Source organism: Luteolibacter rhizosphaerae (assembly GCF_025950095.1).
GTDB classification, from domain to species: domain Bacteria; phylum Verrucomicrobiota; class Verrucomicrobiia; order Verrucomicrobiales; family Akkermansiaceae; genus Haloferula; species Haloferula rhizosphaerae.
In genome coordinates this window covers 101,693-115,325 of record NZ_JAPDDR010000004.1, presented here as the reverse complement: position 1 = coordinate 115,325, position 13,633 = coordinate 101,693, and the positions used below count along the sequence as shown (strand labels likewise).

Here is a 13,633-nt window from a genome sequence, read left to right as displayed (position 1 = left end):
CGCAAGAGGTCGGAAGAAGAAAGGCCACCGATGGCGGCCTCTTACTCGGCGCGATCCACGGCGTAGGCCGTCATCACTCCGGCGGCGACTGCCAAGCCAAGAAATACCGGTGCGCCCCAGACAAAGAGTCCGGCCCCGGTGTGGGCGGAGAGAAGGGCGAAAATGGTGCCGGTGACGTAGACCAGCAATGGCATTCCCATGCCCCAGAAGATCGCGTTGCGATTCACGAACAGAGATCCGCAGAGGGATACCACGAAGGCCATCGCGATGGAGCCTAGCGCCATCACCAAACCCTGCATCGGCCAGCCCGAATCCCCCGGCGCGAACCACGAGCCAGCCGCACCCCCGAAAAGCAGAGCCCCGCCGAAGGCGATCACTGTGGTCAGGATCCCTTCCTTCGAGCCGGTCCACATTCCCGGGGAACGACGTGTCACCGTCCGTTCCTCCGTGACCCGATCCGTATGATCGGATTCGCGCGAACCCGTCATGAAGGACTCATGCTCGGGATCTTGGGAGAAGTCCATGGGAAGGGGGAGCTTCGAGGTCATCACTGCTCCCAATCGCAGCCGGATGGCCCGATTTTCAAAAATCACGAAATATCGGTCAAACCTGACCCTTCGTCCCTCGAAGAAGTTTAGGCGCGGGAGATGCGGGACGAGATCCCGTCAACCAGGAAAGCACTCATGACTCCGGCGGCGAAGCTTAGGCCGAGGAAAAGCGGTGCGCCGTATAGCAAGCTGATTGCGCCATCGCGACCGGAAACGAGAGCCGTCAGGCTGCCGACGACGTAGACCAGAAAGGGCATGCCGACACCCCAGCGGATGGGATGACGCCCGAAAATCAAGGATCCCAGCGAGGAAACCACCATTCCCATGACAAGGGCGCCGGTGGAAAGCTGCAAGCCACGAAGAAGAAAGGAATCCTGAACCAAACCGGTGGAGAACCAATTGCCGGCGGCGCCTCCGAAGAGGAGCGCGGAAGCCAAAACGAACAGGGACGCGGACCAGTTGAAGCCCTTCGACACGGAAGCCGGTGTCACCATCAGCTCTACAGTCGGTCCGCTTGTAAATTTAGATCCCCCGATCACGCCGCTTAGAAAAACCCAAAATACTCTAACATTGCAAGCTTCATTGTTCTGAACTTTTTAGAAAACCATTCCTTCTGCTTTCCTTCTCCAAAAAACCGGACCCCAGCCCGTGTGGATGAGCCGCTTTCTTGCAAAACGGCTCCGCCGATGAACGGAGCCGCTAGCAAAACCGGAGCAAGGAATGACACGAATCAGGGCGTCAGCACCCGATAGAAGGCGCGACCGGCCGGTGGCGAGGAATCCGTGTGGGTCCCATCCGCATCGGCGGTGCTGATCGCCTCCCAGCTTCCGGCGGTCATCGTGGTGGAGCGCTGCACCGTCACCGCGGTGCTACCGCTCCAAGTGAGCGTGACCGATCCCCCGCTACGGGTGAACGAAGTGATCACGACTCCGCTGGCGCCGGAACTGACGACCCAAACCACCGACTCGGAAGCGGTAACTCCCCCCGAGGTCACCGAGAAGGTGATCTCGTAGTTGCCATCCTGAGTCGGGGCACCGGTCACGAGTCCCGTTGCTGGATTGATCACCACTCCGGGGGGCAGGTTCACGGCGGCGTAGCTGCAATCCCCTTCCGAGTTCGTGAGCACCCGCCCGATGATCCCACCGTTTCCGTTAGGAAGGGTGGGCAGATGGATGATCGCCGGATCAGCCGGAGCCACGATCTCGAAATCGTCGAGATAGAGTCCTGCCAGCCCTGCACCGCTCATGTTTGTGCCGACCATGAATTCATACACGCCCGCGTTTTGAGACAACACGAAGCCATCGATCTGTGTGGAGCCCGCGGGATAGAGCGGGATGCTCACCGTCCGGACGAAGCCCGGCGGCGTGGCATCCGCAGCACCTTCGGTGAATTCATCCGCACCCACCCAGAGCGGTTCGAGCAACTGGGGCTCCGTGCCATTGAGTCCGACACTCACATACATGCCGGTGAAGTTCTCGGTCTTGTCGATGAGGTAGGGCTCGTAAATCTTGAAACGCAGGGTTCCGCCGGTGACCGCCGCCTTCTGCAGGCTGGCGTGCATCTCCGCCACCTTGCCCCCCGCCTCTGAGCTGAAGAATGCCCGGGCACCCCATGCCGGGTCCTCCGGCGTCTCCATGTGCAGGGCCCCGCTGCCGGGGGCTGCCACGTGGGCGACGGTGCTGCCAGCTTCCTGAACGAAGTTCTCCAGACCTGTGGCGAAGTCGATCTTCCGGGAGGCGGACGGCGTGACCATCACGTTGTCGAAGTAGATCGTGGTACCCGGCGGGCGCTGGAAGCCGAAGCCGTGGTTGTAGCCGGGCTGGCTGGTCAGGGTCGCGCCAAAGGCCGAGATCGGCACCCGGACCCGGGCCACTTCCATCCCGCCTTCGAGCGGCTCCACCGCCAGGGCCGCCACGGTGAGATCGGTCTGCGACCATGCCCAGGTGTTCCATGGCTGGATGAAGGCGGAGAAGGTAAACCCGGCGAGGGAACCCGCGGGGCCGAAGACATCCACGCTGAAGTGGCCGCCATTCGTTGCCGCCTCTTGCAGCTTGGCCGTCATCTCCACCCCCATGCCGGAACGGTCCGTGTGCCACTCCCAGCTATCGACCGGAGACGTGACCGCCAGCGAGCCACCGAAGAGCGGCGAGTAGGCAGCCGCCGGCTTGCCATACCCTTCCGTCGTCGTGTCGAAGACGTAGGCGACCGCGGGCTTGGGCGCTTCCGGAGAGACCACGCGGATGTTGTCGATCTTCACGGTGTGCGGCTGTCCGGTGTTCGTCATGAGAATCATCTGCCCCCAAGTCGGAGCCTCCGGCACGCCGGCCAGATTGAGCTGCGAGAAATCGAGTTCGATGGTGCCATCGAAGGCGGTGCCGCTGCCCATCACATCATTGATCTGCGTCCATCCGAGCCCGTCGCCTTGGAAGGCGACATGGATCTGGAACCAGCCTGCGGGAGGGGCCGCCATGGAAACATCCATCTTCACGCGCCCGTTGCCTTGGAAGGCTTTCAACTCCTGCAGCACCACGGCTGAGTTGATGGTGAGTGAATTGGTCCAAGCGCCCGGCACGGTGATCTCTGCAGCCCCGCTGCCTTGGGTCAGGGGAGCGACATAGTTGAGCACGACCGTGGCGTCCGGGAGGACATCCAGCGAGCTGGCATCGAGAGTCGCGATGAGACCGGCGCGGGCCTCCATCAGGGAGAACAGGGACAAGGCGAGGAGACCGCAAGAGATGCGGCGAGAGGTGGGCTTCATGGATTTTCCAGGGATGGGGTTTCACCGCATGCGGCGGGTCGGACCGCAGGGCGGGAGGGTTCACCTATCATCCAATATCTTCGCCCCCCACGCGTCCACGGCGTGGACACGGGGTTTTTGTCTCCCCCGTTTAAGGGAGGCGCCTACAGCCGGATCAATCCTCGCTGCAAGGACACCGACACCGCTTCCGCCCGGTCGTGCACGCCGAGCTTCTGGAAGAGCGACTTCATGTGCGTCTTCACCGTCTCTTCCGAGATGAACATGGCGGAGGCCATCTCCTTGTTGGTGCGCCCCCGCGAAACGAGACGCAGCACATCCAGTTCGCGCGGGGTGAGATTGGGGCGGATCAAGCGATCGGCGAGGCGTGCGGCGACTGCCTGCGGGAGATAGCGCTCTCCGGCATGGATCTGCCGCACCGCGGCTACGAGTTCCTCGCTGGTGGTGTCCTTGAGCAGGTAGCCGCGGGCACCCGCCTCCAGTGCGCGGAAGATATCTTCCTCGTTATCGTAGGTGGTAAGGACCATGACATGGGTCGCGGAATCACGCGCGATGAGATCGCGGATGGTCTGGATGCCATCACCATCCGGCATTCGCAGGTCGAGGATGTAGACGTCCGCCACTTCAGCCGATCGCATCACCTCCGCGCCGCTGCCCGCTTCCGCCACGACCTTGAAATCGGATTGGCCATTGAGGATCGCCGCAAGCCCCGCGCGCAAGGGCGGATGGTCATCGGCCAGAAGGATACGGATGGGCTTCTTCATGTCGGCAAGGTGGCTGAAACTTCGGTGCCCTCTCCGGGCATGCTGTCGATCGTGAGACTTCCTCCCAACGCGGCGACACGCTCGTGCATGCCGGTAAGGCCATAACCTTTTCCCACACGCTCCGCGACATCGAAGCCGCGGCCGTCATCGATCACCGAGAGCGTGACCCAATCACTGCCGAAACGCAGGCGGGCGAGGATCTTCGAGGGCGCAGCATGGCGGATGGCATTGGTCATCGCCTCCTGGCCGATCCGCAGCAGGGCGCTCTCGTGATCAGGTGGCAGCGGTCGCGGCGTGCCTTCGATCTGCTGCGCGCTGGCGACCTTGCCATCGCGGGTGAGATCCTGGGCGAACTGCTGGAGCGCGGTGGCCAGATCCGCTTCACCGAGCGCGAGAGGCCGGAGGTTCCACACCGTCCGGCGGGCCTCACGCAGGCTATCCCTTACCAGACCACGCGCTGTCTCCAAGTGATGGCGTGCCCGCGAGGCATCGGCCCCAACCTCGTCGCGCACGCACTCGAGTTGCAGCGAAATCGAGGTCAGTCCTTGCGCCAGCGAATCATGGATCTCACGCGCGAAGCGACCGCGCTCGGCCAGCACCGCCTCGAACTCGCGGCGCTGCGTCTCTTGTTCACGCAGGCGCTTCGCCCGCACCAGAGCATAGATCCCCAACATGCCCGCGATGATGGCGGCGGCGGCCATGATCACCCGGCGCGTGGTCCACCAGGGAGGCAGGGCCAGCACCTGCACGTCCGCCGGTACTCGCATCCGCAGCAACAGCTTGTCCTCCTCTTGCAGCGGCGAGAAGGCACCCGCCGAGGTGATCTGGGCGATGCCGGTGACACGCAGCCGCGAACCGGGGACAAGATCCGGCAACGCGCCATCATGCTCGGCCAGCAAGCCACGGAAGATCATGCCGGGGTCGCGCAGTTCGATCGTGGTTCCTTCCTCGCCGCGGAAGACATCGAGCAGTTCGGCTTCGATCGATACGAGTTCGGATTCATGCCGGGCGTTGAGCACTTGCAGGGATTCCATGCCGAGCGCTTCCGGAGGACTCCCCTCACCCGTCACCCGCACGGCACGAGCCCGCAAGATCGGTTTCATCGCTCCGGCACGGGCCCACCCCGTGGCCTCGACTTCCGCACCGGGTCTGGCCGCAATGGGCTGGGCCGTCTGCACCCAAAGCCCTCCGCCATCGGTGCGAAGAAAAAGGCCGCGACCCGGAACGGCCAGCGTGGTGATGCCCCGGACCTGAACCAGATCCTCACCTCCCGCCCCCTTCAGACGGAAAAGCTCGTCCGCTCTCACCAGTCGCGGCTGAGCCTCGAGGCCCGGCGCTTGCAGAGGCACCACGTCGGGGAGCGCATTCACCCGCATGAAGCGCCGGGTCATCTGACGGCGGCCGTTGAAGATCGTCGCCACCACGCCCCGGATTCGCACGGAGCTCTCCGCCAGATCCCAAGGCACCGACTCCGGGGGCAGCGGTCCCTCTAACAAAACATGGAAGTCACAGGGGCCCGCTTCGCACTCGAAGACGATGTCGCCATCGTTCATGAAGACCTCCCTCACCTGGGCCTCCACACTGACCCACTCGCAGTCCATCTCCGGTCGGGCGAGTTCCCTGCCGCTCACCGGCCGGGGTTCAGGCAGGGCATCGTGCCCGAGCACCCGGATTTCCGGAGCCTTGCCATCGACACCCCGGATCACCGGGGCGAAGAGGCCCGCACCCGTGACACCGGTCACTTCCACCCGGTCTCCGGTGCGCGGCCAGTTGTCACCTCCTTCCGGAGGCTGCTCGATGAAGACCCCACCGCTGCCATCGTGGATGAACAGCGTGATCGCCGGCTCGTTGGCAAAGGTGATCACGCCCTCGAGCTTCACCTCCAAGCCCTTCGCCGCTTCCTCGGGTGCCAGCTCGCGAATGGAATCGGCACTCGTGAGGACTTCATTCCCCTGCGAGCAAGCCAGCATCGCCAGAGCGAGCAGGAGGCGCAGGAGGAGGGCGGGCACCCTGCCACTCACAGCGCCGATTCCCTCGCGCCGCAAGAATCCAGTGAGACACCACACGAATTCGCGATTCCTGTAACCTTTGCGCCCGCGCTCTGCGTACCCCGTTGCAGATACCCCAATCCTCCATGAAGACTCGAAACGCTATCCTCTGCCTCTTCGCCCTGGCGGCACCGCTCCGCGCAGGTGAGCTCAACCCCGCCGAGATCCCCTCCAATGCCGAATGGCTGCTCCATGCCGATCTGGACTCCATGCGCGGCAGCGAGACCGGCAAGGCGGTCTTCGCCGAGATCGAGAACAAGCACGGCGATCATCTCCGCGCCTTCAAGCGCATGTTCTCGATCCACCCGGTGAGCGACCTGCGCGACGTGACGCTCTATGGCGATGGGAAGAAAGACCACGCCGTGGTGCTCATCGACGGCACCTTCGACAAGGCCCACATGGAAGAAGTGGTGAAGAGTGCGGATGACTATTCCTCCAGCGACTATTCCGGAGTGAAGGTGCACACCTGGAAGGACAAGGGCACGACGCAACACGCGGCCTTTGCCAGCGAAAGCCTGCTGGTCTTCAGCCGTCAGGAGACGCTGCTGAAGGGAGCGCTCGATACCCTGAAAGGTGGTGCCCCGGGCAGTGCCGACGCCTTCTTCACGGCAGATGGCTCCAAGCCCCTGATCTGCGGACGGGCCCGGCTGGCTGGCATCGAATTGCCTGCGGATGCGGCGCGGATCCTGAAGATGGCGCGCGGCCTGAAGCTGGCGGTATCCGAAACCGCCGGACGCTTCAACGTGCGTGCGGGGGTGGAAGCCGCCGATGCCGCCGCCGCCGATCGCATGCGCCGCATGCTCGATGGCGTGATCGCTTTCGCCGAAGTGGCCGACCCCAAGCTCGAAGGGCTGGACCTGAAATGCGACATCGCCGCGATGCCCGACAAACCCGGAATCGCCGCGACGCTCAGCCTGCCCGTGGGCGAATGGCTGGGCCTGATGAAAAAGGCCGCGGACGAGAAGAAGTGACATCTACGGCGGATTCCCGCCACACTGCCACGCTTTGAACCATCACGACAGCCACGAGGATCCGGTGCTCGCGCGACTCGCGCGGGACGGATCCTCGGCGGCATTCGGCATGCTCGTGAAGCGCTATCACGCCCGCGTCTTCGCCTTCCTGCTGACGCTCACGAAGCAGCGGCAGGATGCGGAGGATCTCACGCAGGAAACCTTCCTGCGGGCCTGGGACAAGATCCACCGCTACGACCCGGCCCAGCCCCTTCTCCCCTGGCTCTTCACGATCGGACGACGTCTCTCCATCGCCGCACTGCGCAAAAAGAAGCCGCTGCCGGAGAACATTCCCGAAGCCGAAACAAGCGAACCCACCAGCGCGGCCCTGCGTTTGTGGGAACTGGCCCGACGTGAACTTCCCCCGGAATCCTACAGCGCGCTCTGGTTGCACTATCGCGAGGAACTGCCGCTGAAGGAAGTCGCCACGATCTTGGGCAAACGCGAAGGCGCCGTGAAGGTGATCCTTCATCGCGCCCGCAAGCTTTTGGCCGAACGCGCCCGCAGCACCGCCGGGCTTGCACATCCCCCGCCCCTGCCCGAACCTCAAGGAAGCATGCCATGAAGCACCACGACGCCCATGACGAGATCGGCGCGCTGCTGCGCGGCCAGAAGCCGGAGGCTAACGCCCCGCCGGGCTTGGAGAGCAGAATCCTGCGTGATCTGGACCGCAGGCAAAGGCCGGTGCCGGAACGCCGCTGGATCTGGTTCGTCGCACCGGCAGCCATCGCAGCGGTCATCGTGCTGATCGACAATCAATCCCCGCAACCAGCCCCTGCATCCAAGCCTCAGGTGGTGCAACAAAATGAGCCAGAGGAAGAGACCAACCCCGCGACCGAGGTGAACCCGCTGAAACGCGAAAGCCTGGCACTCACCCGTGATGCCCGTCGCGCCGGACGTTTCCTGATCGATTGTTTACCCTCCGCGAGTGCGAAATGAGAACGCTCGGCTTAAGGATTTTTCGATTGCCTCAGGTATAGAAATAGATCCCGCACCTCGGGCTCTTCCAATCCCGAAAGAAGGCCCGCGGGCATCATGGATTGCGGGCTCAGTTCCCGCTTCGTGATCTCCGTCTTCGGGACCGTGACCGACTCGGCAAGGGTTCTGAGAGTGACACTGGCACCATCCTCCGCGGCCACCACGCCTGCCACTATTTTGCCGTCCTTCGTGGTGATGAAGGTCTGCTGGTAATCGCGTCCGATCACGGCATCCGGATCGAGGATGTTTTGCAGAAGATAGCCGACGTCCTTGAAGCTCCCGGGCAGCTCCGGCCCGATCTTCCCGCCCGCTCCGAACATCGTATGGCAGGCCGCGCAGGTTCGCACGAAGATCTCGCGGCCGTTCTTCACATCGGCATGCAGGATCGCCTCCTCGCCGAGGAACTTTCCGTAGCGCGTGATCTCCGTCTGCCGCTCGGCATTGGTCGGCTGCAGCGTTCCGAAATTCGCGGCCAGCCACTGATCGAACTCGGGCTTCTTCGCGCCTTGGATCAGGCGGGCAAGCTGCGGGGTGAGATCCTTCTTCGGAATCGCGTTGGCATCGATGGCCGCCAGCATCGCGGAGATTCCCGCAGGTCTAGCCGCAAGAGTGGTCAGCGCAGCAGTTTGCTCGGCAGGCGACAACTTCGGGTAAACCGCGATCAGTATTCCCGAAACACGGGGCTCATCATAGTTCGCTAGCGCGCGCAGGGCATCGACACGCAGCGGACCCGCCTCCCCCGCCAGCTTCAGCAAGGGTTCCAGCAGGGTGGTATCGCCCTGAACGATCAGCGCCGCCAAGGCTTCGCGCCGGGCCTCGGGCACCGCCTTATCGTTGAATAGAACCGCGCGCAACTGCTCCAGCGCAGCGGAGCTACCAAACAGGAGCGCCAGTTCGCGAGCCTGCGTGCGCACCTTCTCGTCGCTATCGCTGGAAATTTTCTTATAGGCCTCCGGCCATGCAGCGGGCTCGGGCAAACGCTTCTGCCCCTTCGCGCCCTCCAGCATGCCGCTCAAGATATCCCCTCTCACCGCGCTGTCCGCATCTGCCAGAAGACGGGCCAGCCCGTTCATCGCCTCGGAAGCCTTGGCGGAATCTTCCAGCGCCACCGCCACGATCCGTCGCGGCACAAACTCCAGCAGGGCTCCCTGCCGTGTCGCCGCAATCAGCTCGACGCCACGCACCGGATCCGCCGCCACCGCGGGCTCGGCTGCATACCAATTCATAAGCGGCAGGTTGTGATCTTCATCATCACCCTCATGACCCACGAGTGCCGCAAGGATCGGCCAGCGCCGCACCAGCGGCAGCTTCTGAAGCCCGGAAGCGATCCGCAGCCGCACACTGGGCGATTCATCCTCATCCGCCATCTTTCGCATCCGCACTTGGATCGCTTCGTCCGGTGAACCTTGCTCGCAGGCACAGGTTACCGCCCAGCCGCGCACCCACTCGGACGACGCCGACATCGCCCGCAGCGTCGCAGCCTCGCTCAAGGCACCCATGCCATGCAGCGCCCACAGTGCCCGCAGTTGCCGGGTATCATCGGGATGCTCGAACAAGATCTTCTCCAGCGCCGCCACCGTCCCCGGCTTCGCCCCGCGCTCCTGAAGCAGCCGCCGCGCATGTCGCACATACCAATCGTTCCGATGGAGCTGCATCTCCACCAGCTCCATGTCGCTCGCTTTGCCGAGATCCACCGCCTTCGGCTTCACCGCATCGTTCACGATCTTGTAGAGCCGCCCGTTCGAGCGATCGGTGAAGGCCCGCTGCTGGTGGCAGGGCACCTTGTCATACCAGTCGCTGATGAAGACCCCGCCATCCGGTCCATACTGCGGGGACAGCCCGCGGAACCAAGCATCAGGGCTGTGGATGAAATCCGTCTTCCGCGAGCTCCGGTAGCCCGATCCCTTCCGGGAGAAGGTCTCGCAGCGCAGCCGGTTCATGTGCACGTCGTGGAAGAAGAAGTTGTTCCGCCACTCCGCTGGAAAGGCATCCCCGAGGTAAACCATCGCGCCGCAGTAGCCGGCCTTCTCATAGCGGCCCCAGGCGATGGTGCGGATGTCTCCATAGACGTGGGGGTTGAAGTGCGACCCCGCTTGCCGCGTGTAGTGCGCGCCCTCCACCGCGTGCCACATGTGCGGCACCACGCAGGCGGCGAAGAAGGCCTCCCCCTGATCATTCCAGTCCATGCCCCACTGGTTGCTCACGCCCTCGCACCAGCGCTCGAAGACTTTGCGCTGCGGGTGATATCGCCACACCCCCGCGTTGACCGGCACCCGCTCCGCCTCCGCCGCGCCCGGCTTGCCCACCCGCGATTCGGTGAATACTCCCTGCGTTCCATACAGCCAGCCATCCGGCCCCCAGGTGAAATTGTTCAGCGTCTCGTGGGTGTCCTCTGCGCCCCAGCCATCAAGCACGATCTCCGGCTCGCCATCCGGCACCGCATCTCCATCCCGATCCGGAATGAAAAGCAGGTTCGGCGGCGAACCGATCCACACCCCGCCGAAGCCCACGGCAATCCCGCTGCTAAAGGTCGCCCTGTCCCAGAAGACGCTACGCTTCTCAAACTTCCCGTCGCCATCCGCATCCTCGAAGACCAGCACCTTGTCCTTCGCCACACCCGGGGATTCCGGATAGTTCGTGCACTCCAGCACCCACAGGCGCCCGCGGTCATCGATGGTATACGCGATGGGCTGCACCACCTCCGGCTCGTGCGCGATGACTTCCACCCGGAAGCCCGCAGGCAACTTCATTCGCGCCACCGTCTCCTCTGCCACCAAGGCTGCCGTCCGCGCCACCGGACGATCCGGATCTTCCTGGGCGGATGCGAGCACCGGGAGCGACAGGCAAACTAGCAGGCGAAAGCGCATGGCAATCTTACGCCAGGATCGACCGCATGCTTCCGTGCATGACGAACTCCTCCCCGACACACTTCATTCCGAATTCGGAAATTCGACATTCGTCATTCCTCCTCCAAGTTTCAGCTCCACCTCCACGTATCCATCCCCGCCATGCGCCGCTTCCTCTACCTGCTCCTCGCCGCCCCGCTGCACGCCCTGCCAGAGGCCCCGCCTGCCAAGTTTCGCGCCCAAACCCTCGATGCCAAGCTGGGCATCGGCTACGGACTCTCGATCGCGGACATCGATGGCGACGGCAAGCAGGACATCGTGCTCGTCGATGCCAAGGAGACCTTGTGGTACAAGAACCCGGAGTGGAGCAAGCACCGCATGACCGGCGCTCTCACCAAGCTTGATCACGTTTGCGTCGCCGCCTGCGATATCGATCACGACAAGAAAGCGGAGGTCGCCATCGGCGCGGAATGGAATCCCGGGGACACCAAGAATAGCGGCGCCGTTTTCACCCTCACCGCACCCGGGGACAGGACCGGGGAGTGGACCGCGCAGGAGCAGCACCGCGAGCCCACGGTCCACCGCATGTACTGGGTGAAGGAAGCGGCGGAGAGCTTCTTCCTCGCCGTCCTGCCCCTGCACGGCTGCAACAACGTGAACACCGAGGGCGATGGCATCCGCTTCCTCGGCTACCAGCCGCAAAAGGAAGCAGGCAAGCAGTGGCCCACCTTCGTGATCAGCGACCAGTTTCACCTCGCCCACAACTTCGATCCCGTCACCTGGCCCGGCACTCCGGGCGAGTCGATGCTCGTCGCCTGCAAGGAAGGAGTGCACCTGCTCCGGAAGGCCGGCGACGGCTGGAACCCCACCCGCATGACGGAAAAGGGCAGCGGGGAAGTTCGCCTTGGCAAGCTGCCGGATGGCAAGCGCATGATCGCCACCATTGAGCCCTTCCACGGCAACGAGGTGGCCGTGAACCCCGAAGCCGCGGACGGACTCTGGTCGGCCAAGCGCGTCCTGTTAGATGATGGCCTTGCGGAAGGCCACGCCCTCGCCACTGCCGATTTCCTCGGGCTCGGCTACGACCAGATCATCGCGGGCTGGAGGAAGGCGGATAAGAACCAGAAGGTCGGCATCCGCCTCTATATTCCCACTGTGGAGGATGGCAGCATGTGGAAGCTTCACGCCACTGTCGATGACAACACCATGGCCTGCGAGGACTTCAAGGTGGCCGACCTCAATGGCGACGGGAAGCCGGACATCATCGCCGCCGGCCGTGCGACCAAGAATCTGATCGTCTACTGGAACGAGCGCCCCTGAATCATGCCCCGCCTCTACGATCACATCGACTTGCGCGTCCCCGATCTCGCGGCGGCGGAGAGCTTCTACCGGATCCTCCTCCCCGCGCTCGGCTTCATCCGCGAACAGGACGTCGAGGGCTGGCTTCAATTCGAGTCCATGGATGGCTCCCAATTCTTCGGTATCACCGAATCGCCTTCCCATCTCGCCAACGAGAACCGGGTCGCTTTTCAAGCGGCCAGCCAAGAGGAAGTGGATCGCATCTCTGCCATCGCTCGCAACGCGGGAGCCCGTAACATCGAGGGCCCGATGGACTACGAAGAAAGCTACTACGCCGTTTTCTTTGAAGACCCCTGCGGGAATCGCTTCGAGATCTGTTTCCGCGACTGAGTTCCATTTCCCGCCTGGCCGCGGGATCTCCTGCGATGCTTCCCCCCAAAAAAATGCCAGCCTACCTTCTTACCTGGAACCCGAAGGAATTCAGTTCGCCCGACTTGGCCGATCTCTTCGGCATCATCGATCGCGGCCAAGTTCCCGGTCGCATCAGGTGGAGTTGTGGTCGGACGCGCGCGATCCCTCTTGGCTCGAGAATATTCTTTCTTCGCCAAGCGGTGGAACCCAAGGGCATCGTGGCTTCAGGATGGGTCACCCGATCCCCTTTCGAGCGGCCTCATTGGAACGAAGAGCTGGCCGCCAAGGGCAAGCGGGCGCTCTATGTGCAATTCGTCCCCGATGCCGTCTTGGATCCCGCATCGGATCCTCCCTTCGATGTGCGTCCCCATGCGGATGACATCCTTTCCGGTCTACCGATGAATTCCCAGTCTTCCGGAGTGAGCATCTCCCACCCTGCTGCTTCCGACTTGGAAGAACTCTGGTCGGATTACATGAGAAAGCACGGGGTCCGCTTGGGAGCGAAAACCGGACTCCTTCAAGCATTCGAAGGAATCCCAAAGGAGAGCTTGGTGCGCCACCGCTCTCGTGAGACAGCCCTCAGGAAAGCCAAGCTCGAACATGCCAAGACCCTTGCTCCGGATGGACGCCTCCGCTGCGAGACTCCCGGTTGCGCTTTCGATTTTGAGGAAGTTTACGGAGAACTAGGAGCCGGCTTCGCACAGGTCCACCATCGCAAGCCACGGTCAGAAGCAGGTGACGGCACCCTCACACATCTGGATGACCTCGCAGTGGTCTGTGCCAATTGCCACGCGATGGTCCATCTCGGTGGCGGGTCTCGCCCGCTGGAATCTCTGATCCCCGGCAACCGCGGCTGAGCGGTTTCCCCAGCCGCCCCGAGGACTCCCTCTCCTGCAAAAGCAAAAAGCCGGAACCGCTTTAATCCCCCCGGATTGGCGATTCCGACTTTTTTGAGCCGGGGCAAAGACCACCCC

The 13,633-nt window shown here is 63.3% G+C and carries 12 protein-coding genes; 6 read left to right on the top strand and 6 right to left on the bottom strand.

Annotation, left to right across the window (positions count from 1 at the left end):
- Window positions 1–41: 41 nt before the first annotated feature.
- The 5 genes from OJ996_RS08690 to OJ996_RS08670 form a co-directional block, all read right to left on the bottom strand.
- Window positions 42–524, bottom strand: coding sequence for a hypothetical protein (locus tag OJ996_RS08690; RefSeq protein ID WP_264513156.1), 483 nt, complete (start codon window positions 522–524; stop codon window positions 42–44).
- Between the two features lie 110 nt (window positions 525–634).
- On the bottom strand, window positions 635–1,042 hold the full coding sequence (locus tag OJ996_RS08685; RefSeq protein ID WP_264513155.1) for a hypothetical protein: 408 nt from the start codon (window positions 1,040–1,042) through the stop codon (window positions 635–637).
- Between the two features lie 236 nt (window positions 1,043–1,278).
- The gene (locus OJ996_RS08680) at window positions 1,279–3,306 is read right to left on the bottom strand and encodes a putative Ig domain-containing protein (RefSeq protein WP_264513154.1); all 2,028 of its coding nucleotides are present in this window, start codon (window positions 3,304–3,306) and stop codon (window positions 1,279–1,281) included.
- Between the two features lie 143 nt (window positions 3,307–3,449).
- Window positions 3,450–4,067, bottom strand: coding sequence for a response regulator (locus OJ996_RS08675; RefSeq protein WP_264513153.1), 618 nt, complete (start codon window positions 4,065–4,067; stop codon window positions 3,450–3,452).
- A complete protein-coding gene (locus OJ996_RS08670) occupies window positions 4,064–6,076 on the bottom strand; it encodes a sensor histidine kinase (RefSeq protein ID WP_264513152.1) in 2,013 nt (670 codons plus the stop codon). Before OJ996_RS08670 ends, OJ996_RS08675 begins: the two co-directional genes overlap by 4 nt.
- Window positions 6,077–6,201: 125 nt before the next feature.
- On the opposite strand from OJ996_RS08670, the gene OJ996_RS08665 reads away from it, so the two are divergent.
- Genes OJ996_RS08665 through OJ996_RS08655 form a run of 3 tightly spaced genes read left to right on the top strand, consistent with a single transcriptional unit; the run spans window position 6,202 to window position 8,064 of the window.
- On the top strand, window positions 6,202–7,086 hold the full coding sequence (locus OJ996_RS08665; protein WP_264513151.1) for a hypothetical protein: 885 nt from the start codon (window positions 6,202–6,204) through the stop codon (window positions 7,084–7,086).
- Window positions 7,087–7,120: 34 nt separating this feature from the next.
- A complete protein-coding gene (locus tag OJ996_RS08660) occupies window positions 7,121–7,690 on the top strand; it encodes an RNA polymerase sigma factor (RefSeq protein WP_264513150.1) in 570 nt (189 codons plus the stop codon).
- Window positions 7,687–8,064 (top strand): hypothetical protein, encoded by a 378-nt coding sequence (locus tag OJ996_RS08655; RefSeq protein WP_264513149.1) that lies wholly within the window; start codon window positions 7,687–7,689, stop codon window positions 8,062–8,064. The genes OJ996_RS08660 and OJ996_RS08655 overlap by 4 nt, the downstream gene beginning before the upstream one ends.
- Before the next feature lie 11 nt (window positions 8,065–8,075).
- Here OJ996_RS08655 and OJ996_RS08650 read toward each other — a convergent pair whose 3' ends face one another.
- Window positions 8,076–10,970, bottom strand: coding sequence for a PVC-type heme-binding CxxCH protein (locus OJ996_RS08650; RefSeq protein WP_264513148.1), 2,895 nt, complete (start codon window positions 10,968–10,970; stop codon window positions 8,076–8,078).
- A 141-nt stretch (window positions 10,971–11,111) separates the two neighbouring features.
- On the opposite strand from OJ996_RS08650, the gene OJ996_RS08645 reads away from it, so the two are divergent.
- The 3 genes from OJ996_RS08645 to OJ996_RS08635 are packed head-to-tail and all read left to right on the top strand — an operon-like array spanning window position 11,112 to window position 13,516.
- The gene (locus OJ996_RS08645; RefSeq protein ID WP_264513147.1) at window positions 11,112–12,269 is read left to right on the top strand and encodes an FG-GAP repeat domain-containing protein; all 1,158 of its coding nucleotides are present in this window, start codon (window positions 11,112–11,114) and stop codon (window positions 12,267–12,269) included.
- 3 nt (window positions 12,270–12,272) lie between these two features.
- A complete protein-coding gene (locus OJ996_RS08640; RefSeq protein ID WP_264513146.1) occupies window positions 12,273–12,638 on the top strand; it encodes a VOC family protein in 366 nt (121 codons plus the stop codon).
- A gap of 53 nt (window positions 12,639–12,691) precedes the next feature.
- Window positions 12,692–13,516, top strand: coding sequence for an HNH endonuclease (locus OJ996_RS08635; RefSeq protein ID WP_264513145.1), 825 nt, complete (start codon window positions 12,692–12,694; stop codon window positions 13,514–13,516).
- Window positions 13,517–13,633 lie beyond the last annotated feature (117 nt).

Coding starts and splice junctions, on each gene's coding strand:
- OJ996_RS08690 (WP_264513156.1), bottom strand. CDS start 524: ATGGACTTCTCCCAAGATCCCGAGCATGAGTCCTTCATGACGGGTTCG.
- OJ996_RS08650 (WP_264513148.1), bottom strand. CDS start 10,970: ATGCGCTTTCGCCTGCTAGTTTGCCTGTCGCTCCCGGTGCTCGCATCC.
- OJ996_RS08640 (WP_264513146.1), top strand. CDS start 12,273: ATGCCCCGCCTCTACGATCACATCGACTTGCGCGTCCCCGATCTCGCG.
- OJ996_RS08680 (WP_264513154.1), bottom strand. CDS start 3,306: ATGAAGCCCACCTCTCGCCGCATCTCTTGCGGTCTCCTCGCCTTGTCC.
- OJ996_RS08655 (WP_264513149.1), top strand. CDS start 7,687: ATGAAGCACCACGACGCCCATGACGAGATCGGCGCGCTGCTGCGCGGC.
- OJ996_RS08685 (WP_264513155.1), bottom strand. CDS start 1,042: ATGGTGACACCGGCTTCCGTGTCGAAGGGCTTCAACTGGTCCGCGTCC.
- OJ996_RS08635 (WP_264513145.1), top strand. CDS start 12,692: ATGCCAGCCTACCTTCTTACCTGGAACCCGAAGGAATTCAGTTCGCCC.
- OJ996_RS08645 (WP_264513147.1), top strand. CDS start 11,112: ATGCGCCGCTTCCTCTACCTGCTCCTCGCCGCCCCGCTGCACGCCCTG.
- OJ996_RS08675 (WP_264513153.1), bottom strand. CDS start 4,067: ATGAAGAAGCCCATCCGTATCCTTCTGGCCGATGACCATCCGCCCTTG.
- OJ996_RS08665 (WP_264513151.1), top strand. CDS start 6,202: ATGAAGACTCGAAACGCTATCCTCTGCCTCTTCGCCCTGGCGGCACCG.